The organism is Pseudomonas sp. P179, assembly GCF_000478485.2.
Taxonomy (GTDB): domain Bacteria; phylum Pseudomonadota; class Gammaproteobacteria; order Pseudomonadales; family Pseudomonadaceae; genus Pseudomonas; species Pseudomonas aeruginosa.
In genome coordinates, this window is sequence record NZ_KI517354.1 from 2793976 (window position 1) to 2815102 (window position 21127).

Here is a 21127-nt window from a genome sequence, read left to right on the forward strand (position 1 = left end):
TCCGATGCGCGCCGATCTCGAAATCATCCAGGAATGGATTCCCGCCGGCAGCCGCGTCCTCGACCTCGGCTGCGGCGACGGCGAACTCCTGGCCTGGCTGCGCGACCACAAGCAGGTCAGCGGCTACGGCCTGGAGATCGATCCCGACAACATCGCCCGTTGCATCGAAAACGGGGTGAACGTGATCGAGCAGGACCTCGACAAGGGCCTGGGCAACTTCGCCAGCGACAGCTTCGACGTGGTGGTGATGACCCAGGCGCTACAGGCCGTGCACTATCCGGACAAGATCCTCGAAGAGATGCTGCGGGTCGGCAAGACCTGCATCATCACTTTCCCCAACTTCGGCCACTGGCGCTGCCGCTGGTACCTGGCGCGCAACGGCCGGATGCCGGTCTCCGAGTTCCTGCCGTATACCTGGTACAACACGCCGAACATCCATTTCTGCACCTTCCAGGACTTCGAGCGCCTGTGCCGCCAGTTGCGCATGCGCGTGCTCGACCGCCTGGCCGTGGACCGTGACCACCGGCATGGCTGGGCCAGCCGGCTGTGGCCTAATCTATTGGGTGAGATTGGAATCTACCGGGTCACCGGACCCGGAGTGCAGACCCGCAACCTCGCCGTCTAGGAACGCGCCAGGCTGCGGGCCAGGGCCGGGCGCCCCTCCGCTCGTCCTCGGGAGAGCGCTGCCGAAGCCGGCCAAGGCCGCCGGCAGCAGACCATGGACAACGTCCATGCCACCTTTCAGGAGAAACCATCATGCGCCGCTTCACCGCTTTCGTCCTCGGCCTCTGCCTGAGCCTGCCGGTCCTCGCCGAGCAGGTGCAGCGCTTCGGCGACCTGGACGTCCACTACAACGTGTTCAACTCCAGCTTCCTCCAGCCCAACGTGGCCAGCGCGGTCGGCCTGGTACGCAGCAAGGCGCAGGGCGTGATCAACGTGGTGCCGATGGAGAAAGGCAAGCCGGTAGAGGCCGCCGTGACCGGCTCGGCCAAGGACCTGACCGGCAAGGTCATCCCCCTGGAGTTCCGCCGAGTCAGCGAGGAAGGCGCCATCTACAACCTGGCGCAATTCCCGATCAGCCAGCGCGAGACCCTGGTCTTCACCATCAAGGTCGAGGCCAAGGGCGAACCTGCGCAGACCTTCAGTTTCAACAAGGAAATCTTCCCGGACGAATGATCAAGCTCGAACAGCTGGTGCTGGCCAGCCACAATGCCGGCAAACTCAAGGAACTCCAGGCCATGCTCGGCGCCAGCGTGAAGGTGCGCTCGATCGGCGAGTTCAGCCAGGTGGAACCGGAGGAAACCGGTCTTTCCTTCGTCGAGAACGCCATCCTCAAGGCACGCAACGCCGCACGCCTCTCCGGCCTGCCGGCGCTGGCCGACGACTCCGGGCTGGCGGTGGACTTCCTCGGCGGCGCGCCGGGCATCTACTCGGCGCGCTATGCCGACGGCCGGGGCGACGCGGCGAACAACGCCAAGCTGCTGGAGGCCATGAAGGATGTCCCGGACGCCGAGCGCGGCGCACAGTTCGTCAGCGTGCTGGCGCTGGTGCGCCACGCCGACGACCCGCTGCCGATCCTCTGCGAGGGCATCTGGGAAGGCCGCATCCTCCGCGAAGCCCGCGGCGCCCACGGCTTCGGCTACGACCCGCTGTTCTGGGTGCCGGAACGCGACTGCTCCAGCGCCGAGCTGGCGCCCGAGGAGAAGAACCGCCTCAGCCACCGAGCCCGCGCCATGGCCCTGCTCAAGCAGCGCCTGGGTCTCTGAGCCGCAACCGCCGGCGGCGCCCCCGGGCGGCGTCGGCACGGCGTTTCGTCCGGCCGCCTTGGAGGTTGGCCGAACTCATGCCACGATAGCGCCCCGAAACCGCCTCCACCCCGCCCCGCCGTGACCCAAGCCACCCCGTTCCAGCTCCCGCCCCTGGCCCTGTACGTGCACATCCCGTGGTGCGTGCGCAAGTGCCCGTATTGCGACTTCAACTCCCACGCCGCTGGCCCGGAGCTGCCCGAAGAGGCCTATGTCGACGCCCTGCTCGCCGACCTGGAGCAAGACCTGCGCCATGTCCACGGCCGGCGCCTGGGTTCGATCTTCTTCGGCGGCGGCACGCCCAGCCTGTTCTCGGCCAAGGCCCTGGGCCGGCTACTGGAAGGCGTCGAGCGCAGGGTCGGCTTCGCCGACGGCATCGAGATCACCCTGGAAGCCAATCCCGGCACCTTCGAACAGGTCAAGTTCGCCGACTACCGGCGCCTCGGCATCAATCGCCTGTCCATCGGCGTGCAGAGCTTCCAGGCCGACAAGCTGCAGGCCCTGGGGCGCATCCACGACGGCGCCGAGGCAGTGCGCGCCGCCGACATGGCGCGCCAGGCCGGCTTCGACAACTTCAACCTCGACCTGATGCACGGCCTGCCCGGGCAGAGCCTCGACGACGCCCTGGCCGACCTGCGCCAGGCCCTCGCCCTGGCCCCCACGCACCTCTCCTGGTACCAACTGACCATGGAGCCGAACACGGTGTTCTGGAGCCAGCCGCCGGAGCTGCCCGAGGACGACATCCTCTGGGACATCCAGGAAGCCGGCCAGGCCCTGCTCGACGAGCACGGCTACCGCCAGTACGAGACCTCCGCCTACGCCCGCGACGGCCTGCGCGCCCGGCACAACCTGAACTACTGGAGCTTCGGCGACTTCCTCGGCATCGGCGCCGGCGCCCACGCCAAGCTGAGCGCGCCGGACGGACGCATCGTGCGGACCTGGAAGACCCGCCTGCCGAAGGACTACCTCAACCCGCAAAAGGCCTTCCAGGCCGGCGAGCGCCCGCTGGAAGCGGCCGACCTGCCATTCGAGTTCATGATGAACGTGCTGCGCCTGGTCGACGGCGTCCCCGCCGCGCTCTACCCGCAGCGCACCGGCCAGCCACTGGCGGCGATCGCCGATGCCTGCGCCGCCGCGCGCGACGCCGGGCTGCTCGCCGACGACCCGCAGCACCTGCGTCCCAGCGAACGCGGCCAGCTGTTCCTCAACGACCTGCTGCAACATTTCCTGCCGTGACGACGGATGCACGCCCATCCGTGCCGGCAGGCAGGTAAACTCCGCCGACCGACACGCCGATTCGTTACAAGGAACCCTCGATGGATTACGCGCTGGACCTGATCGCCACCCTGTCGCGCTGGAGCCGCAGCCACCTGTCGGACATTTCCCTGGCCATCATGGCCACCCTGCTGGTGCTGTTCGGCCCGGCGATCAACGCCTGGGTACAGCAGCGCATCGGCAGCCTCAACTTCGTCTTCCGCACCCTGCTGTTCGTGTTGATCTGCGCGGTCGGCTACGGCCTGGCGATGGTCTTCGTCACCCCCTGGCTGGCCAAGGGCCTCGGCTACTTCAACAACTACACCCTGGCGCCCGTGCTCCTGCTAGTGTTCTTCGTGATCGGCATGATCGCCGATCGCAGCTGAGCCCCCGGTCTCCCGGCGGCCAGCGCCGTCCCCAAGAGCGTCATGGCCTCCGGGAGCCCGCATGAAACCGATCAAGCACCTCTACCTGCATTTCACCGACGGCCAGCGCCTGTCGCTGCGCTTCCCGCGCCAGCAGGACGACCCGGCCGAGGTTGCCCGCAGCATCCGTCAGCAACTGGACACGCCCTATCTCAGCGTCGAGGTCGACGGCGACCTGCTGCTGATTCCGCGGGACAGCATCAAGTACCTGCAGATCAGCCCGGCGCCGGCGCGCCTGGACGACGACGGCACGCTACGCGGCGCCGAGCTGATCGTCTGAGGGCCGTCCGCCTCAGTTCCCCTCCCGGCGCAGCGCCTGCGGGGTGAAGTCGCGCGGCCCAACCTGCACGCCGAAGTCGTACATCGGCTCGTTGTTGTCCAGCCCATCGACGAAGTAGCGGCCGCCCTTGAAGTCGTAGATCGCTTCCAGGGTGCTGGAGACCAGCGGCACATCGTAGTAGTTGATCGGATGGACCTCCTGGGCCCGGGTCAGCACGCCATCCTTGTCGTAGATGTCGGCGGCGAGGATCTGCCAGCTGTCTTCGTCGAGGTAGAAGCGGCGCTTGGCGTAGGGATGGCTGAAGCCCTTGCGCAGGGTCGCCTCGACCACCCAGACGCGATGCAGCTCGTAGCGCAGCAGGTCGGGATTGATGAAGCGGCTCTTGAGGATGTCGCCATAGGCGAGGCCCTTCTGGTGCACCGCGTAGCTGTTGTAAGGCACCAGCATCTCGCGCTTGCCGAGCAACGCCCACTCGTAGTGGTCCGGTGCGCCGTTGTAGACATCCACGGTGTCCGCCGTGGCCATGCCGTTGGTATCCGGCTGCAGGCTGTCGTAGGCCAGGGTCGGCAAGCGCCGCACGCGCCGCTCGCCACGGTTGAAGCGCCAGGCCTTGCGGATCGACAGCACCTGGTCGAGGGTTTCCTGCACCACCAGCGCCGAACCGGCCAGGCGCGCCGGCGCGACCACCTTGTACTTGTAGTAGAACAACGTGTTGTCGAGGTTCTCCGGGATCATCCCCTCGCGGCCATAGACGAAGTACAGGTAGCGGTCGAGCTTGAGCAGGTTGTAGCTGCCGTTGGCCAGCACCGCCGCCTGGTTGGTCTGCAGGTGCAGTTGCTCGCCGCGGTAGCGCATGATGTGGTTCCAGATCGCTTCCTGGCCGCTCTGCGGCAGGGGGAAGGGCACGCCGGCGGCAGCGCCCTGCACGCCGTTGCCGTCGGCGATCAGCTCGGCGCGGCTGGCGTTGGCGCGGGTAGCGTCGTACAGGCGCTGCGGCAGGGATGCGCTGCGGCGGGTGGGGAAGACCCGCAGGTGGTAGTCCGGGTTGGCCTGCAGCAAGGCCTGGGTGCCCGGCGTCAGCAGCGCCTGGTAGGCGGCCATGTTGCGGCTGTCGAGGACCAGGCGCGGACGATCGGCGGCGAACGGGTCGAGGTGATGCATGCCGGGCCGGTAGCCGGCCGGCGCCTGGGTGATGCCGCCGGTCCAGGGCGGGATGCTGCCATCGGCGTTGCCGGCCCGCTCCGCCCCCAGCGGGGTCAGGTCCTGGTCCAGGCGTGCGGCCTGGACTTCGTCTACCTTGGCCTGCGCCGCCCAGGCGCAACCGGCCCCGAGCAACAGGATGCCCAGTTTCTTCAACACAGCAGTCTCCTTTGCAGCCGGCCGAGCCGTGCCGCTCTTATTATTGGATCCGGCCGAAGCCGGGAAACGTGCAGCTTGAAGGTGAGGTCCGCCGGGTGTTCCCGGTCTGCTTGGAGTCCCGGCGCCGGTTCGGCGCCAGGGGTACGTCGCTGGTGCGGTGGATCAGTCGACGCGCTCGAACTTGAGGTCCCAGACGCCATGTCCCAGGCGCTCCCCGCGCCGCTCGAACTTGGTCACCGGACGCTCTTGCGGGCGCGGCACGAAGCGGCCGTCTTCGGCCTGGTTGCGGTAGCCCGGCGCCGCGCTCATGACGTCCAGCATGTGCTCGGCATAGGGCTCCCAGTCGGTGGCCATGTGCAGCACGCCGCCGACCTTCAGCTTGCGCCGCACCAGTTCGGCGAATTCCGGCTGGACGATCCGCCGCTTGTGGTGGCGCTTCTTGTGCCAGGGATCGGGGAAGAACAGCAGCAGCCGATCGAGGCTGGCGTCGGCCACGCAGTGGCGCAGCACTTCCAGCGCGTCGCAGCTATACACCCGCACGTTGCCCAGGCCCTGGGTCAGCAGGCCGTTGAGCAGCGCGCCGACGCCCGGCTTGTGCACCTCGACGCCGATGAAGTCGATGTCAGGCGCAGCGGCGGCCATTTCCAGGGTGGAATGGCCCATGCCGAAACCGATCTCGAAAGTCCGCGGCGCCTGGCGACCGAAGATCGCGTCGAAGTCCTGGACCTCATCGCTCAGTTCCAGGCCGAACTTCGGCCAGCCCAGGTCGAGGCCACGCTGCTGGCCTTCGGTCATGCGCCCGGCGCGCATCACGAAGCTCTTCACGGTGCGCATCGGCCGTGCTTCGTCGTGTTCCGCCAGGGAGTCCTGGGCCGGGGATTGCGGGGTATCGCTCATGGAAAAAGAAAACCTTGCTAGAGACAGAAGGGCGGGCTGCCTGCCGGACGCTTCCCGCATCCGGCGGACAGCCCGCCCCAGGTAGTCGGTATCAGTCGATCAGGCCGTCCAGCGGCGACGAGGCGCTGGCATACAGCTTGCGCGGCATGCGTCCGGCCAGGTAGGCGAGACGACCGGCGACGATCGCGTGCTTCATGGCCTCGGCCATCATCACCGGGTCCTTGGCATGGGCGATGGCGGTGTTCATCAGCACCGCCTCGCAACCCAGCTCCATGGCGATCGCTGCATCGGAAGCGGTGCCCACGCCGGCGTCTACCAGCACCGGGACCTTGGCTTCCTCGAGGATGATGCGCAGGTTGTAGGGGTTGCAGATGCCCAGGCCGGAGCCGATCAGGCCGGCCAGCGGCATCACCGCGATGCAGCCGATCTCGGCCAGTTGGCGGGCGATGATCGGGTCGTCGCTGGTGTACACCATCACGTCGAAGCCGTCCTTCACCAGTTGCTCGGCGGCCTTGAGGGTCTCGACGACGTTGGGGAACAGGGTCTTCTGGTCGGCGAGGACTTCCAGCTTGACCAGGTTGTGCCCGTCCAGCAGCTCGCGGGCCAGGCGGCAGGTGCGCACGGCCTCGACCGCGTCATAGCAGCCGGCGGTGTTCGGCAGGATGGTGTAGCGATCCGGCGGGATCACATCCAGCAGGTTCGGCTCGTCGGGATTCTGCCCGATGTTGGTGCGCCGCACCGCCACCGTGACGATCTCCGCTCCGGAGGCCTCGATGGCCCGGCGGGTCTCGTCGAGGTCCTTGTACTTGCCGGTCCCCACCAGCAGGCGCGAGCCATAGGTACGGCCGGCGATGACGAAGGGGGTATCGGTACTGGATGCTTGGCTCATCGGATGACTCCTGGATGGAAAGGCTTGCGGGGCCGATGGAAGGGTTCGGGGGCCAGGCCTAGCCGCCGCCGATGGCGTGGACGATCTCCACGCGGTCGCCATCCTTGAGCGCGGTGCTGGCGTGCTGGCTGCGCGGCACGATATCCAGGTTCAGCTCGACGGCCACGCGGCGGCCGCCAAGCTCCAAGCGGGCCAGCAGGTCCGCGACGCTCTGCGCGTCGGGCAGCTCGAAGGGCTCGCCGTTCAGTTGAATCTGCATGGCTGGACGGTCACGAAAGTGAAAGGGAGCGGCATTCTAGCCCGATCCACCCCGATGACCAAGGCGCCTTGTCGACAAGTGCGCCGCCTGAGGCAACCGGTCTCAGGCGTTGCCCAGGCGCCAGGCGGCCAGCCCCAGGCACAGCCAGCCGGCGAGGAAGGAGACGCCGCCGAACGGGGTGACGATGCCGAGCTTGCCGATGCCACTTAGGGTCAGCAGGTAGAGGCTGCCGGAGAACAGCAGGATGCCCAGCGTGAACAGGCCACCCGCCGCGCTCACCAGGCGGCCGTCCAGGCGGGTGGCGAGCAGCGCCACGCCGAACAGCGCCAGGGCATGGATCAACTGGTAGTGCACGCCGGTCTGGAATACCGCCAGGTACTCGGCGCTCAGCTGCTTCTTCAGGCCGTGGGCGGCGAACGCCCCGAGGGCCACGCCGGTGAAACCGAAAAATGCCGCCAACAACAGGAAGGGACGAAGCATGGACAAGACTCCGGTGATAGCATCCAGCCCGCTATAATGGCCGCCCCCTTCTTCCAAGCCAAGCCGCGCATGTTGCGATCCCTGTTCCGCCGCCTGTTCAAGTACCTGCTCTGGTTCATGGCCGCCAGCGTCGTGCTGGTCGCGGTCCTGCGCTGGGTGCCGCCACCGGGGACCATGGTCATGGTCGAACGCAAGGTCGGCTCCTGGGTCGACGGCCAGCCCATCGACCTGCAGCGCGACTGGCGCTCCTGGGAGCAGTTGCCGGACAGCCTGAAGGTCGCGGTGATCGCCGGCGAGGACCAGCACTTCGCCGAGCACCACGGCTTCGACCTGCCGGCCATCCAGCAGGCCCTCGCGCACAACGAGCGCGGCGGCAGTATCCGCGGCGCCAGTACGCTCAGCCAGCAGGTGGCGAAGAACGTCTTCCTCTGGTCCGGGCGCAGTTGGCTGCGCAAGGGCCTGGAGGCCTGGTTCACCCTGCTGATCGAGACGCTCTGGACCAAGCAACGGATTCTCGAGGTCTACCTGAACAGCGCCGAATGGGGCCCGGGCGTCTTCGGCGCGCAGGCTGCGGCACGCTATCACTTCGGCCTCGACGCCGAGCGCCTGAGCCGCACCCAGGCCAGCCAGCTCGCCGCGGTGCTGCCCAGCCCGCTGAAATGGAGCGCGGCCAGGCCGGGCCCCTACGTACGCCAGCGCGCGGCCTGGATTCGCCAGCAGATGTGGCAGTTGGGCGGCGACGACTACCTGCTGCGCCTGGAGCGCTGAAAGCTCAACGCGGCGGTTTTTCCAGGGCCTGGCGCGGCACCGCGAGCATCAGTCGCAAGTCGTCGTCCGGCAGGTGCGCGGTCAGGCCCAGTTGCGGATAGACCCAGGCCTCGCCCTGGGCCAGTTGCAGGCGCAGGCGCGGCTGGCCGAGACTGGCCAGCAGCCGCTCGGCACCGACCCTGCCTTCGGGAATCATGCTCAGCGCCACGATCGGCTTGTCGCCCAACTGTCCTTCCAATCCGGCGCTCAATGGCTGCGGCGCGCTGCCAGGCTGCAACGCAGATGCCCGCTGCAGGCTCAGTTGCTCCTCGGCGCTCAGGCCCAGCTCGCCTTCCACCTGCCAGGGGCCGCCGTCGCCCAGCAGGCGGCCACGGAAGGCCAGGCGCACGCCATCCAGGCGCGGGTCCACCCACAACTCGCCATCCACCGCGTCGTGCAGCTGGCGCAGGGTCAAGGCGTTGTCCGCCAACGGCGCCAGCACCTGCTCCTGCCAGTCGGCCAGCCACGGCAACGGTCGCGCCGGTTCCGGCGTACGGACCAGCCAGGCGCCGACGACGAAGGTCAGGACCGCCAGCGACAGGTAGAACAGCCAGCGGGTATTGCGCGGCATGGGATTCCTCCGGGCAGAAAAAAACCGCACCCTTGCGGGGTGCGGTTTTCGCGAGGCGCGGCGATCAGGCGAGAATCCGCCCTTTCAGCTTGCTCATGGCGTTCTTTTCCAGCTGCCGGATACGCTCGGCGGAAACGTTGTACTTTTCCGCCAGGTCGTGCAGCGTGGCCTTCTCCTCGGACAGCCAGCGCTGCTGGAGAATGTCGCGGCTGCGCTCGTCGAGGCCTTCCAGCGCCTCGTGCAGGTTGGCGCTGGAGCTGTCGCTCCAGTCGGCGTCTTCCAACTGGCGCGCCGGGTCGTAGCGGTGGTCTTCGAGGTAATGCGCCGGCGACTGGTAGGCGCTCTCGTCGTCCGCGTCGGCGGCCGGGTCGAACGCCATGTCCTGGCCGGTCAGGCGGCTTTCCATCTCGCGCACTTCGCGGGGCTCGACCCCCAGGCTCTCGGCGACGCGATGGACTTCCTCGTTGTTCAACCAGGCCAGGCGCTTCTTCTGGCTGCGCAGGTTGAAGAACAGCTTGCGCTGCGCCTTGGTGGTGGCGACCTTGACGATCCGCCAGTTGCGCAGGATGAACTCGTGGATCTCCGCCTTGATCCAGTGCACGGCGAAGGACACCAGGCGAACGCCCATTTCCGGGTTGAAACGCTTCACGGCCTTCATCAGGCCGACGTTGCCTTCCTGGATCAGGTCGGCCTGGGCCAGGCCGTACCCCGAATAACTCTTGGCGATATGAACAACGAAGCGCAGGTGCGCCAACACCATCTGCCGCGCCGCTTCCAGGTCTTGCTGATAGAAGAGGCGTTCGGCCAGTTCACGCTCCTGTTCCGGCGACAACAGCGGAATGCTGTTCACCGAGTGCACGTAGGCTTCCAGGTTTGCGCCTGGAACCAAGGCATGTACAGGTTGCAAAGAAGTGGTCATGCGAATCCTCCGATTCACGAAACTCGCGCAGTGTAGCACTCGGATATCTGACTGCAAGCGGGTGTATAAGTTCCTTTACAGCGACCCGCTGGCCGGTCGTGATCCGCCTGTCCTCAGCGCGGCGCCAGCTCGCGCAGGTGGCGGGCCACGGCCAGCCAGGCGCCGACCCAGCCAAGCAGCACCGCGCCAACGGTCAGCGACAGGCCGTCGTCCAGCGGCACGCCCTGCAAGCCGAAGTCGCTGCCGTACAGCCCTGAAAGGTTGACCACCGAACCGTTCAGCCAGTTCAGCGAATAGGCCAGCAGCGCCCAGGACAGGATGCCCGCGCCCAGGCCGTACAACGCGCCCATGTACAGGAATGGCCGGCGCACGTAACCGTCCGTCCCGCCGACCAGCTTGATCACCTCGATTTCGTTACGGCGATTTTCGATGTGCAGGCGGATGGTGTTGCCCACCACCAGCAAGAGGGTCAGCACCAGCAGGATGGTCAGGCCGAAGACGAAGCGTTCGCCGAGCTTGAGGATCGCGCTCAGGCGCTCGACCCATACCAGGTCGAGCTGCGCCTGCTGCACATGAGGCAGCTCCGCGAGCTGCTGGCGCAGTGCCTCCAGGCCAGCCCGGTCGATCTGCTTGGGCGTGACCGAGATCACCGGCGGCAGCGGGTTCTCCGGCAGCTCCTTGAGCGCTTCGCCCAGGCCGGACTGTTCCTGCAATTCGCTGAGCGCCTGCTCGCGGCTGATCAATTGGGCCTCGATCACGTCCGGCAGGCGCTCGATCTGCTCGCGCAGGTCCTGGCCCTGATTTTCGCTGGTCTTCAGGTCGAGGAACAGGGATATCTGCGCCGCCCGCTGCCAGGAGCCGCCGAGCCGTTCGACATTGTTCAGCAGCAGCGAGAGGCCCATCGGCAGGCTCAGGGTGATACCCATCACCAGGCAGGTGAAGAAGCTGCCGAACGGGTGGCCGAACAACCGGCGCAGGCTGTCCACCAGGCTGGCGCGATGGCTTTCCAGGTAGGCGCTGAACGAGCCGCTCCAGTCGGTCTGCTCCTGGCTCGGTTTCTCGCGGGTCTTGCGTTCCGGTGCGCCCTCTTCGGGGCCACGGGGAAGATCGTTGGCGCTCATCAGGCCTCATCCTCACGGTCAGCGATGATCCGGCCACGCTGCAGGGTCAGCATGCGATGGCGCATACGGGCGATCAGGGCCAGGTCGTGGCTGGCGATCAGTACGGTGGTGCCCAGGCGATTGATATCCTCGAACACGCCCATGATTTCCGAGGCGAGTCGCGGGTCGAGGTTGCCGGTGGGTTCGTCCGCCAGCAGCAGGGCCGGCTGGTGGACGATGGCGCGGGCAATGCCGACCCGCTGCTGCTGGCCGGTGGAAAGGTCGGAAGGCAACGCCTCGCCCTTTTCCTTCAGGTTCACCCGCTCCAGGGCCGAGGCCACGCGCTTGGCGATCTCCGGCTTGGGCATGCCGAGGATCTGCAGCGGCAGGGCGATGTTGTCCGCCACCGTACGATCGGTGAGCAGTTGGTGGTTCTGGAACACCACGCCGATCTGCCGGCGCAGGAAAGGGATCTGCGCGGTAGTGATGCGCCCCAGGTCCTGGCCGCCGAGCAACAGCTTGCCGCTGGTCGGTCGCTCCATCGCCAGGATGAGGCGCAGCAGGGTGCTCTTGCCGGCGCCGGAGTGGCCGGTGACGAAGAGAATCTCGCCACGGTGCACGCGGAAGGACACCTCGTGCAGGCCTACGTGGCCGTTGGGATAGCGTTTGCCGACCTGCTCGAAGCGGATCATGCGTTCTCCCGCTCTGCGAAGAGTGCCTGGACGAAGGCGTCGGCCTCGAAGGTACGGAGATCGTCGATCCCCTCGCCGACACCGATATAGCGGATCGGCAGGCCGAACTGCTTGGCCAGGGCGAAGATCACCCCGCCCTTGGCGGTGCCGTCCAGTTTGGTCAGGGCCAGGCCGGTCAGCTCCACCGCGAGGTTGAACTGCTTGGCCTGGTTGATGGCGTTCTGCCCGGTGCCGGCGTCGAGCACCAGCAGGACCTCATGGGGCGCCGTCTCGTCCAGCTTGCCGATCACCCGGCGCACCTTCTTCAGCTCCTCCATCAGGTTGTCCTTGGTATGCAGGCGTCCGGCGGTATCGGCGATCAGCACGTCGATGCCGCGGGCCTTGGCGGCCTGCACCGCGTCGAAGATCACCGAGGCGGAGTCGGCGCCGGTGTGCTGGGCGATCACCGGGATGCGGTTGCGCTCGCCCCAGACCTGCAACTGCTCCACGGCGGCGGCGCGGAAGGTGTCGCCGGCGGCCAGCATGACCTTCTTGCCCTCGAGTTGCAGCTTCTTCGCCAGCTTGCCGATGGTGGTGGTCTTGCCCACGCCGTTCACCCCGACCACCAGGATCACATAGGGCTCGCGCGCGACGTCGACCTGCAACGGCTGCTCCACCGGGCGCAGCAGGCTGGCCAGCTCTTCCTGCAGCGCCTTGTACAGCGCGCCGCTGTCGGCCAGCTCCTTGCGCGCCACGCGCTTGGTCAGGTTCTGCACGATCAGGGTGGTGGCCTCGACGCCGACGTCGGCGGTCAGCAGGCGCGTCTCGATGTCGTCGAGCAGGTCGTCGTCGATTTCCTTGCGGCCGAGGAACAGGCTGGCCATGCCTTCGCCGATGCTGGCGCTGGTCTTGGACAGTCCCTGCCGGAGGCGGGCGAAGAAGCCCGGCCTGGTCGCCGGCTCGCTGACTGCCGGAGCGGCGGCCAGAGGCGCAACGGGCTCGGGCTCGGGCTCGGGCTCGGGCTCGGCAGCCAGGATAGGCTCGGGTTGCGCGACGGGCGCCTCGGGCCGGGGCGAATGCTCCTCGGCCGACGCTGGCTCGTCACTGGCGAGCGGTGCTTCGGCAACCGGCGCCGGCTCGGCAGCGGAGGGCTGCTGCCGACCTGGCTGTTCTGTCAGGGATTGCGCCACGTCATCGGCAGGCGCGCGCTGCTCGGCGGCCGCTGTCTCGGAGACCGGCTCGACAGGCTGATCGGCAGGCTGCTCGCCGGCTTGCGGCTTTTTCCGCCACCAGCCGAACAGACCTTTCTTTTCCCCGCCCTGCGGGGCCTTCTTGTCGTCGTTGGAACCAAACATGAATGCTTGTATCTCAAGGGAGCGGCACGGGACGTGGCCGCCCGGAAAACGGATGGGTATCCTAGCATCTCCTCGCCCGACGGGGCTAAGGGTCCTGCCCCGCAGTGACCTGAGACCCCGGTGGCGGCACGAAAGGTCCAGATCACCATGAAAACCCCAGCTCGCCGCCGCGTCGGCCTGCTCCTAGCCAGCCTTTGTCTCCCGCTTTTCGCCCAGGCGGCGGAAACCCAGCCCACCCACGAGTTCAGCCTCGACAACGGCCTGAAGGTCATAGTGCGTGAAGACCACCGCGCCCCGGTGGTGGTTTCCCAGCTCTGGTACAGGATCGGCTCCAGCTACGAGACACCCGGGCTCACCGGCCTGTCCCACGCCCTCGAACACATGATGTTCAAGGGCAGCCGCAAGCTCGGCCCGGGCGAAGCCTCGCGGGTGCTGCGCGACCTGGGTGCGGAAGAGAACGCCTTCACCACCGACGACTACACCGCCTATTACCAGGTCCTGGCCCGCGACCGCCTGCCGGTAGCGCTGGAGATGGAAGCCGACCGCATGGCCCACCTGAGCCTGCCGGCCGACCAGTTCAAGAGCGAGATCGAGGTGATCAAGGAGGAGCGCCGCCTGCGCACCGACGACAATCCCAACGCCCTCGCCTTCGAGCGCTTCAAGGCCGCCGCCTACCCGGCCAGCGGCTACCACACCCCGACCATCGGCTGGATGGCCGACCTGCAGCGCATGACCATCGACGACCTGCGCCACTGGTACGAATCCTGGTACGCGCCGAACAACGCCACCCTGGTAGTGGTCGGCGACGTCACCGCCGACGAGGTCAAGACCCTCGCCAAGCGCTACTTCGGCGAGATCCCCTGGCGCCAGCTGCCGCCGGCGCGCAAGCCGCTGGAACTGGCCGAGCCCGGCGAGCGCCGGCTCAAGCTGTACGTACGCACCCAGCTGCCGAACCTGATCATGGGCTTCAATGTGCCCAGCCTGGGCAGCAGCGAGAACCCTCGCGAAGTCAACGCCCTGCGCCTGATCGGCGCGCTGCTCGATGGCGGCTACAGCGCCCGCCTGGCCTCGCGCCTGGAGCGCGGCGAGGAGCTGGTCGCCGGCGCCTCCACCTACTATGACGCGTTCAACCGCGGCGACAGCCTGTTCGTCCTCTCGGCCACGCCGAACGTGCAGAAGGGCAAGACCCTCGAGCAGGTCGAGGCCGGTCTGTGGAAGCAGCTCGATGACCTCAAGCAGAACCCGCCCAGCGCCGCGGAGATCGAGCGCGTGCGCGCGCAGATGATCGCCGGGATGGTCTACGAGAAGGACTCCATCGCCGCCCAGGCCAGCAGCATCGGCCAGCTGGAAAGCGTCGGCCTGTCCTGGAAGCTGATCGACCAGGACCTGGAGGCCCTCAAGGCAGTGACTCCGGACGATATCCAGAAAGCCGCCCGCACCTATTTCACCCCGTCGCGCCTGACCCTGGCGCAAGTGCTGCCTGTGAAGGCCGAGGAAAAGGAGGCCCGTCATGAGTGAGCGCACAGGGCTGCGTTATGGCCTGCTCGGCCTGATCGTCATCGCGTTGCTGGCCGCGCTGGCCTATTTCGTCGCGCGTCCCCCCCAGACCCCGGCAGCGGCCCATGCCGCGGCGGTCGAGGAAAACCAGTTGCAGTCGCTGAAGGACGTCGCCAAGCAGGCGCCGGTCCATCGCAAGCTGGACATCCAGGAATGGAAGACCGCCGAAGGTGCCAAGGTACTGTTCGTCGAAGCCCATGAACTGCCGATGTTCGACCTGCGCCTGACCTTCGCCGCCGGCAGCAGCCAGGACGCCGGCACCCCCGGCCTGTCGATGCTGACCAACGCCATGCTCAACGAAGGCGTGCCGGGCAAGGACACCACTGCCATCGCCGCCGGCTTCGAGGACCTCGGCGCCTCGTTCAGCAACGGCTCCTACCGCGACATGGCGGTGGCCGGCCTGCGCAGCCTGTCCGATGCCGACAAGCGGACCCAGGCGCTGAAGCTGTTCGAACAGGTGATCGGCCAGCCGACCTTCCCCGAGGACGCTCTGGCACGCATCAAGAACCAGGTCCTGGCCGGTTTCGAGTACCAGAAGCAGAACCCCGGCAAGCTGGCCGGCCTGGAGCTGTTCAAGCGCCTCTATGGCGAGCATCCCTACGCGCACTCCAGCGACGGCGACGAAAAGTCCGTTCCAACGATCAGCCGCGAACAATTGCAGGCGTTCCACAAGAAGGCCTACGCCGCCGGCAACGTGGTCATCGCGCTGGTCGGCGACCTCTCGCGGCAGGAGGCCGAAGCGATCGCCGCGGAAGTCTCCAAGGCGCTGCCCCAGGGCCCGGCGCTGGCCAAGACCGTCCAGCCGGAAACGCCCAAGCCCGGCCTGACGCACATCGACTTCCCCTCCGAGCAGACCCACCTGATGCTCGCCCAGCTTGGCATCGACCGCCAGGATCCCGACTACGCGGCGCTCTACCTGGGCAACCAGATCCTCGGCGGCGGCGGCTTCGGCACCCGCCTGATGGACCAGGTGCGAGAAAAGCGCGGCCTGACCTACGGCATCTATTCCGGCTTCACCGCCATGCAGGCACGCGGTCCGTTCATGATCAACTTCCAGACCCGCGCCGAACTCAGCGAGGGGGCGCTGAAGCTGGTCCAGGACATCGTCCGCGACTACCTGGCCAACGGCCCGACCCAGAAGGAACTGGACGACGCCAAGCGCGAACTGGCCGGCAGCTTCCCGCTGTCCACCGCGAGCAACGCCGACATCGTCGGCCAGCTCGGCGCCATCGGTTTCTACGGCCTGCCGCTGGACTACCTGGAAAGCTTCCTCAAGCAGGTCGAGGGACTCAGCGTCGAACAGGTCAGGACCGCCATGGCCAAGCACCTGGACGCCGACGCCTTCGTCATCGTCAGCGCCGGCCCGAGCGTGCCGCAGAAACCCCTGCCGCCACCCACCGCCAAGCCGGCCCAGCAACCCAGCGGCGTTCCGGAGCATTGATGAGCAAACCTACTGCGAAAGCCCCCGGCCGCCACGGCGGCCAGGGACAGCTGCGGATCATCGGTGGCGAATGGCGCAGCCGGCGTTTCGTCTTTCCCGACGGGCCCGGCCTGCGACCGACCCCGGACCGGGTCCGCGAGACCCTGTTCAACTGGCTGGCACCCTATGTCGAAGGCGCACGGGTGCTCGATCCCTTCGCCGGCAGCGGCGCGCTGTTCCTCGAGGCGTTGTCGCGCGGCGCCCGCGAAGGGCTGGCCCTGGATACCAACGGCGAAGCGGTGGCGGCCCTGCGCAACCACCTCGACGCGCTCAAGTGCGGCACCGCCCAACTGGTCCTCGGCGATGCCGTGCGCTACCTGGGAAACCAGGCTCCGAGCGCCTTCGACCTGGTGTTCCTCGACCCGCCGTTCCATCAGAACCTGCTGCAGGACGCCTGCCGCCTGCTCGAAACCCGCGGCTGGCTGAACCCCGACGCCTGGATCTATACCGAGAGCGAGAGCGTCCCCTCGTCCCTCGGCCTGCCCGGAAACTGGCGGCTGCACCGGGAAAAGAAAGCCGGCAACGTACATTACGCGCTCTGGCAGCGGGGAGCCTGAGGATGAGCCCGGCTTCCGCGAGCATTCGCCAACGCCTGCTGGCGCTTGGCGAGCCTTGCGCGGCGCAACCCGCCGCCGACTGGCAGGGCGATATCGCCCTGCCCGCCGAGCTGGAGCGTTTCTACCGCGAGGTCGGCCCACTCGACTGCACCCTGGAGAGTGCCGGCAACCCATTTTTCCTGCCGTCCCTGGCCCGCCTCTGGCAGCGCCAGGCCGGCTATCGCTGGCACGGCATCAGCGGCGAGCGCCTGTCGGGCTGGCAGGACGACTGGCTGGTGGTGGCCGACCAGGGCGCCGACCCGTTCATCCTCGAGACCGGCAGCGGGCGCATACTCTTCGACCTGCATGGCGGCAGGGGCTGGGACCCGGCCCCGTGCTTCGACGACCTGTGGCAGATGGCGGCCAGCCTGGTCTGCTTCGGCGAGGTCTGGAGCGGCGCCGGCGAGGACATCCTGCTGGACGACTGCAGCGTCGCGCCCCGCTATCGGCAGCAGCTCGTCGACGAACTGCAACCGATCCTCGGTTCGCGCCAGCGGGCGGAGGACCTCGCCGACGAGTTCGGCTGGTAAGCTGGTGGCCACACCACCACCGCCCATGACCTGCGCATGACCGCGTCCCCGACCTTCCAGCCCGCCTGGTGGCTGCCCAATCCGCACCTGCAGACCCTGTGGAGCCCGTTCTTCCGCCGCGGGCCGACCCTGGAACGGCAGCGCGAACGCCTGTGGCTGGCCGATGGCGACTTCATCGACCTCGACTGGGCCGGCCCGCACGATGCCGAGACCCCGCTGGTGCTGGCGCTGCACGGCCTCACCGGGTCATCCTCGTCGCACTACATCCTCGGTCTGCAGCGCGCTCTGCTGGAGCGCGGCTGGGCCAGCGTGGCGCTGAACTGGCGCGGTTGCTCGGGGGAGCCGAACCGCCTGCCGCGCGGCTACCATTCCGGGGTCAGCGACGACCTCGCCGAGGTGGTCGCGCACCTGCGCGCCAGGCGCCCGCAAGCGCCGCTGTACGCGGTCGGCTATTCGCTGGGCGGCAACGTGCTGCTCAAGTACCTGGGCGAAACCGCTGGGGACTGCCCGCTGCTCGGCGGCGTCGCGGTGTCGGTGCCGTTCCGCCTGGACGAGTGCGCCGACCGCATCGGCCTGGGCTTTTCCCGGGTCTACCAGGCGCACTTCATGAAGGCCATGCTGGCCTACGTGCAGGACAAGCAGCGGCTGTTCGGCGAGCAGGGCCAGGCGGAAGGCCTGGCCGCCCTGCAACGCCTCGGTCCGCTGGAGGGCATGCGCACCTTCTGGGACTTCGACGGCCGGGTCACCGCGCCGCTGCACGGCTTCGCCGACGCCAGGGATTACTATCGGCGCGCGTCCAGCCGCTACTACCTGCCGGACATCCGCACGCCGAGCCTGATCATCCATTCCAGCGACGACCCCTTCGTGTTCGCCCGCAGCCTGCCCGATCGCAGCGAACTGGCACCCTGCACCGAGCTGGAGCTGCACGCCCGCGGCGGTCACGTCGGCTTCGTCGACGGCTCTCCGCGCCAGCCCACCTACTACCTGGAACGACGCATCCCCGACTGGCTGGAGGCCCGCCTGCGGCAGCACTGAGCTGGCCGGCGTCCGGCGACGGGCGGCAGAATAGGAACAGGCTGAAGGAAAAAGGGGGGCGAATGGAACTGACGCTGCGGCACAACCCGATGCTCGACGACGCCGACTGCGAGGCGATCCTGGCGATCCACGCGGCGGTCGGCTGGGACCGGCGCATGCCGCCTGCCGAGCTACGCACGCTGTACCAGCATTCCGGGTATTCCCTGCTGGCCGAACGCGACGGCCGCCTGGTCGGCCTGCTGCGCGCCGAGGAAGAAACACCGATTCGCGTCTGGCTGGCGGAAATCGCCGTGCTGCCCGGCGCACAGAGCAGCGGCGTCGGCGCAGCCCTGCTGCGGCGCTTCGCCGAGGATCACCGCGGCGCCTACCTGTTCACCGACGCCACCCTCGGTACCGAAGCCTTCTTCCGCCGCCACGGCATCCACATCCAGCAGGTGCTGGAGAAAACCCTGCGCGATCAGAGCGGCACGTAGAGCCGCTCGGAAATCCCGTCCACCGCATCCTGGGCCTGCGCCTCGATGTGCCCGCTCTCCAGCGCCAGCACCTGGTAGATGCCGCGACGCAGTTGCGCCTCGCTGAGGTCGCCGTCGAGATCGAGGGTGGTGCAGAGGAAGCGCACCCAGGAGGTGAGGATGATCCAGGCGTTGAGGGTCAGGGCCTCCAGCTGGGTCTCGTTCATCCGCAGGATGCCGGCCTCGGTGAAGCCCCGGTAGATCGCCTTGGCGTTGACCAGGCAACGCTGGGCGAAGGCGCGGTAGCGCGCCGCCAGCTCCGGGTCGCTTTCCAGCAGGTGCTCGAGGTCGCGGTGGAGGAAGCGGTAGCGCCACATCGCGGCCAGTAGCGCTTCCAGGTAGAAGGTCTTGTCGTCCACCGTCAGACCCCGCCCTTCGGGCAGGCGCAGGAAGCTCTCGACGTGGCTTTCGTACTCGGCGAACAGCTCGGCGATGATCGCCTGCTTGTTCGGGTAGTGGTAGTAGAGGTTCCCAGGCGATATACCCAGGTGGGTGGCGATATGGTTGGTGGTGACGCTGCGCTCGCCCTGGGCGTTGAACAGTTCCAGGCTGGCCTGGGCGATGCGATCGCGGGTCTTGATGCGTGGTGCCATGGGGACGACGGGCTCGTTCGGGTAACAGTGCGGGGCGCGCCCCGCCGTGACAGCGTAGAAGGTACACAAAGCCGGCCGCCCGGGTCAGCCCCCGGGGTGGCGGCCGGCGACCGGCCCGCCTTTCGTTGGGTACGCAAGCGCCGGGCTGGCAGGCATGCTGTTTGACACTTTAGAGTATTTACTCTAGAAATCCAGCGACGCAGCGAAATTCATCGGACCGAACCAGGTCCGCCATAACGACAGACGCGCGGCCACGCAGCCGCCCACGCTTCGCCGAGGAGCCAGCCCATGGTCGCCGATATCGCCTACCTGCAGCAGAGCCAGCAGGAAATCAACCAGCTCGAAGCCCTCTTCGCCCGCCAGCGCGCCGCCTACCTGGCGCAGCCGATGCCCGACGCCACGCAGCGCGTGCAGTGGCTGAAGGCCCTGCGCGACCTGCTGTTCAAGGAACAGCAGGCACTGATCGAGGCCATCGACCGGGACTTCAGCGCGCGCTCCGCCGACGAGACCCTGCTCGCCGAGATCATGCCCAGCCTGCACGGCATCCACTACGCCGCCAAGCGCGTGAAGAAATGGATGAAGCCCGCGCGCCGCGCGGTCGGCCTGCAATTCCAGCCGGCCTCGGCCCAGGTGGTGTACCAGCCGCTGGGCGTGGTCGGGGTGATCGTGCCTTGGAACTATCCGCTGTTCCTCTCCATCGGCCCGCTGACCGGGGCCCTCGCCGCCGGCAACCGGGTGATGATCAAGATGAGCGAGTCGACCCCGGCCACCGGGCGCCTGCTCAAGGACCTGCTGGCGCGGATCTTCCCCGAGGACCAGGTCGCCGTGGTGCTAGGCGAGGTAGACGTCGGCGTGGCCTTTTCCAAGCTGCCGTTCGACCACCTGCTGTTCACCGGCGCCACCAGCGTCGGCAAGCACGTGATGCGCGCCGCCGCCGAGAACCTGACCCCGGTCACCCTGGAGCTGGGCGGCAAGTCGCCGGCGATCGTCTCCGACAGCGTGCCGATGAAGGACGCCGCCGAGCGGATCGCCTTCGGCAAGAGCCTCAACGCCGGGCAGACCTGCGTCGCGCCCGACTACGTGCTGGTACCGAGCCGGCGCGTCGAGGAATTCGTCAGTCAGTACAAGGAGGTGGTCCAGGGCTTCTTCCCGCGTCTTTCGGACAACCCCGACTACACCGCGATCATCAACGAGCGCCAGCTCGGCCGCCTCCGGGGCTATCTCGACGACGCCCGCGAGAAGGGCGCGACCCTCGTCCCGCTGTTCGCCGAAGGCCAGCAACGGCGCCTGCCGCAGACGCTGCTGCTGAACGTCAGCGACGACATGAAAGTGATGCAGGAGGAAATCTTCGGCCCGCTGCTGCCGGTGATCCCCTACGAGCGCCTGGAAGACGCCCTGGCCTACGTCAACCAGCGCCCGCGACCGCTGGCCCTGTACTACTTCGGCTACGACAAGGCGCAGCAGCAGCGCGTGCTGCACGAGACCCACTCAGGCGGTGTGTGTCTGAACGACACCCTGCTGCATGTCGCCCAGGACGACATCCCGTTCGGTGGCGTCGGTCCCTCCGGCATGGGCCACTACCATGGCCACGAAGGCTTCCTCACCTTCAGCAAGGCCAAGGGCGTGTTCAGCAAGCCGCGCTTCAACGCCGCGCGAATGATCTACCCCCCCTACGGCAAGTCGATCCAGAAGCTCGTCTACAAGCTGTTCGTGCGCTGAACCGGGGCGCGTGCGGCGCCCCCTCATTCCTACG

25 protein-coding genes are annotated in these 21127 nt (G+C 67.7%); 14 read left to right on the forward strand and 11 right to left on the reverse strand.

Annotated elements, in window-relative coordinates; all coding sequences use genetic code 11:
• The first annotated feature begins 4 nt into the window (after nucleotides 1-4).
• The 6 genes from metW to HMPREF1224_RS25515 all read left to right on the forward strand — a co-directional run bounded on the left by metW (nucleotide 5) and on the right by HMPREF1224_RS25515 (nucleotide 3764).
• On the forward strand, nucleotides 5-625 hold the full coding sequence (gene metW, locus HMPREF1224_RS25490; protein ID WP_003084530.1) for a methionine biosynthesis protein MetW: 621 nt from the start codon (nucleotides 5-7) through the stop codon (nucleotides 623-625).
• Between the two features lie 131 nt (nucleotides 626-756).
• Nucleotides 757-1176 (forward strand): DUF4426 domain-containing protein, encoded by a 420-nt coding sequence (locus tag HMPREF1224_RS25495; protein ID WP_003100965.1) that lies wholly within the window; start codon nucleotides 757-759, stop codon nucleotides 1174-1176.
• Nucleotides 1173-1766: an RdgB/HAM1 family non-canonical purine NTP pyrophosphatase gene (gene rdgB, locus HMPREF1224_RS25500; protein ID WP_003084527.1), complete on the forward strand. Its 594-nt coding sequence runs from the start codon at nucleotides 1173-1175 to the stop codon at nucleotides 1764-1766. Before HMPREF1224_RS25495 ends, rdgB begins: the two co-directional genes overlap by 4 nt.
• 120 nt (nucleotides 1767-1886) lie before the next feature.
• The gene (gene hemW / locus HMPREF1224_RS25505) at nucleotides 1887-3041 is read left to right on the forward strand and encodes a radical SAM family heme chaperone HemW (protein WP_003114885.1); all 1155 of its coding nucleotides are present in this window, start codon (nucleotides 1887-1889) and stop codon (nucleotides 3039-3041) included.
• An 80-nt stretch (nucleotides 3042-3121) separates the two neighbouring features.
• A complete protein-coding gene (locus HMPREF1224_RS25510; protein WP_003084525.1) occupies nucleotides 3122-3445 on the forward strand; it encodes a DUF3392 domain-containing protein in 324 nt (107 codons plus the stop codon).
• 61 nt (nucleotides 3446-3506) lie between these two features.
• Nucleotides 3507-3764, forward strand: a complete 258-nt coding sequence (locus HMPREF1224_RS25515; RefSeq protein ID WP_003084524.1) for a hypothetical protein — start codon at nucleotides 3507-3509, stop codon at nucleotides 3762-3764.
• Nucleotides 3765-3776: 12 nt separating this feature from the next.
• Here HMPREF1224_RS25515 and HMPREF1224_RS25520 read toward each other — a convergent pair whose 3' ends face one another.
• The 5 genes from HMPREF1224_RS25520 to HMPREF1224_RS25540 form a co-directional block, all read right to left on the reverse strand.
• Complete coding sequence (locus HMPREF1224_RS25520) at nucleotides 3777-5123, reverse strand: DUF1329 domain-containing protein (RefSeq protein ID WP_003114884.1); 1347 nt, start codon at nucleotides 5121-5123, stop codon at nucleotides 3777-3779.
• 162 nt (nucleotides 5124-5285) lie between these two features.
• A complete protein-coding gene (gene trmB / locus HMPREF1224_RS25525) occupies nucleotides 5286-5957 on the reverse strand; it encodes a tRNA (guanosine(46)-N7)-methyltransferase TrmB (protein WP_003118800.1) in 672 nt (223 codons plus the stop codon).
• 154 nt (nucleotides 5958-6111) lie between these two features.
• Nucleotides 6112-6909 carry a thiazole synthase gene (locus HMPREF1224_RS25530; RefSeq protein ID WP_003084517.1) on the reverse strand — a complete coding sequence of 266 codons (798 nt, stop codon included), beginning with the start codon at nucleotides 6907-6909 and terminating at the stop codon, nucleotides 6112-6114.
• 58 nt (nucleotides 6910-6967) lie between these two features.
• On the reverse strand, nucleotides 6968-7168 hold the full coding sequence (gene thiS / locus HMPREF1224_RS25535) for a sulfur carrier protein ThiS (RefSeq protein WP_003084514.1): 201 nt from the start codon (nucleotides 7166-7168) through the stop codon (nucleotides 6968-6970).
• Between the two features lie 102 nt (nucleotides 7169-7270).
• Nucleotides 7271-7648 carry a DUF423 domain-containing protein gene (locus tag HMPREF1224_RS25540; RefSeq protein WP_003084513.1) on the reverse strand — a complete coding sequence of 126 codons (378 nt, stop codon included), beginning with the start codon at nucleotides 7646-7648 and terminating at the stop codon, nucleotides 7271-7273.
• A gap of 36 nt (nucleotides 7649-7684) precedes the next feature.
• On the opposite strand from HMPREF1224_RS25540, the gene mtgA reads away from it, so the two are divergent.
• Nucleotides 7685-8416 carry a monofunctional biosynthetic peptidoglycan transglycosylase gene (gene mtgA, locus HMPREF1224_RS25545; RefSeq protein ID WP_003100972.1) on the forward strand — a complete coding sequence of 244 codons (732 nt, stop codon included), beginning with the start codon at nucleotides 7685-7687 and terminating at the stop codon, nucleotides 8414-8416.
• A gap of 4 nt (nucleotides 8417-8420) precedes the next feature.
• Here the strand turns inward: mtgA and HMPREF1224_RS25550 are convergent, their stop codons facing one another.
• The 5 genes from HMPREF1224_RS25550 to ftsY all read right to left on the reverse strand — a co-directional run bounded on the left by HMPREF1224_RS25550 (nucleotide 8421) and on the right by ftsY (nucleotide 13071).
• Nucleotides 8421-9026, reverse strand: coding sequence for a hypothetical protein (locus HMPREF1224_RS25550; RefSeq protein ID WP_003084511.1), 606 nt, complete (start codon nucleotides 9024-9026; stop codon nucleotides 8421-8423).
• A gap of 64 nt (nucleotides 9027-9090) precedes the next feature.
• Nucleotides 9091-9945 (reverse strand): RNA polymerase sigma factor RpoH, encoded by an 855-nt coding sequence (gene rpoH, locus HMPREF1224_RS25555; protein WP_003084510.1) that lies wholly within the window; start codon nucleotides 9943-9945, stop codon nucleotides 9091-9093.
• 113 nt (nucleotides 9946-10058) lie between these two features.
• Nucleotides 10059-11066, reverse strand: coding sequence for a permease-like cell division protein FtsX (ftsX, locus tag HMPREF1224_RS25560; protein ID WP_003084508.1), 1008 nt, complete (start codon nucleotides 11064-11066; stop codon nucleotides 10059-10061).
• The gene (gene ftsE, locus HMPREF1224_RS25565; protein WP_003084505.1) at nucleotides 11066-11737 is read right to left on the reverse strand and encodes a cell division ATP-binding protein FtsE; all 672 of its coding nucleotides are present in this window, start codon (nucleotides 11735-11737) and stop codon (nucleotides 11066-11068) included. Before ftsE ends, ftsX begins: the two co-directional genes overlap by 1 nt.
• Nucleotides 11734-13071, reverse strand: a complete 1338-nt coding sequence (ftsY, locus tag HMPREF1224_RS25570; RefSeq protein WP_010793545.1) for a signal recognition particle-docking protein FtsY — start codon at nucleotides 13069-13071, stop codon at nucleotides 11734-11736. The genes ftsE and ftsY overlap by 4 nt, the downstream gene beginning before the upstream one ends.
• A 120-nt stretch (nucleotides 13072-13191) precedes the next feature.
• Between ftsY and HMPREF1224_RS25575 the strand changes: the two genes are divergently transcribed.
• From HMPREF1224_RS25575 to HMPREF1224_RS25600, 6 genes are all read left to right on the forward strand, one after another.
• Nucleotides 13192-14589 carry a M16 family metallopeptidase gene (locus HMPREF1224_RS25575; RefSeq protein ID WP_003084498.1) on the forward strand — a complete coding sequence of 466 codons (1398 nt, stop codon included), beginning with the start codon at nucleotides 13192-13194 and terminating at the stop codon, nucleotides 14587-14589.
• A complete protein-coding gene (locus HMPREF1224_RS25580; RefSeq protein ID WP_003102862.1) occupies nucleotides 14582-16069 on the forward strand; it encodes a M16 family metallopeptidase in 1488 nt (495 codons plus the stop codon). Before HMPREF1224_RS25575 ends, HMPREF1224_RS25580 begins: the two co-directional genes overlap by 8 nt.
• Entirely contained in the window at nucleotides 16069-16665 is a 597-nt protein-coding gene (gene rsmD / locus HMPREF1224_RS25585) for a 16S rRNA (guanine(966)-N(2))-methyltransferase RsmD (protein ID WP_003102864.1), read from the forward strand. Before HMPREF1224_RS25580 ends, rsmD begins: the two co-directional genes overlap by 1 nt.
• 2 nt (nucleotides 16666-16667) lie before the next feature.
• The gene (locus tag HMPREF1224_RS25590) at nucleotides 16668-17234 is read left to right on the forward strand and encodes a hypothetical protein (RefSeq protein ID WP_003117889.1); all 567 of its coding nucleotides are present in this window, start codon (nucleotides 16668-16670) and stop codon (nucleotides 17232-17234) included.
• Nucleotides 17235-17270: 36 nt separating this feature from the next.
• Nucleotides 17271-18269, forward strand: a complete 999-nt coding sequence (locus HMPREF1224_RS25595) for a hydrolase (protein WP_003084490.1) — start codon at nucleotides 17271-17273, stop codon at nucleotides 18267-18269.
• A 62-nt stretch (nucleotides 18270-18331) separates the two neighbouring features.
• Nucleotides 18332-18742, forward strand: coding sequence for a GNAT family N-acetyltransferase (locus HMPREF1224_RS25600; protein WP_003102866.1), 411 nt, complete (start codon nucleotides 18332-18334; stop codon nucleotides 18740-18742).
• Here the strand turns inward: HMPREF1224_RS25600 and HMPREF1224_RS25605 are convergent.
• Entirely contained in the window at nucleotides 18727-19374 is a 648-nt protein-coding gene (locus HMPREF1224_RS25605; RefSeq protein ID WP_003084488.1) for a TetR/AcrR family transcriptional regulator, read from the reverse strand. The genes HMPREF1224_RS25600 and HMPREF1224_RS25605 overlap by 16 nt on opposite strands.
• A 288-nt stretch (nucleotides 19375-19662) precedes the next feature.
• Between HMPREF1224_RS25605 and HMPREF1224_RS25610 the strand changes: the two genes are divergently transcribed.
• Nucleotides 19663-21093: a coniferyl aldehyde dehydrogenase gene (locus tag HMPREF1224_RS25610; RefSeq protein WP_003102868.1), complete on the forward strand. Its 1431-nt coding sequence runs from the start codon at nucleotides 19663-19665 to the stop codon at nucleotides 21091-21093.
• Nucleotides 21094-21127: the final 34 nt, after the last annotated feature.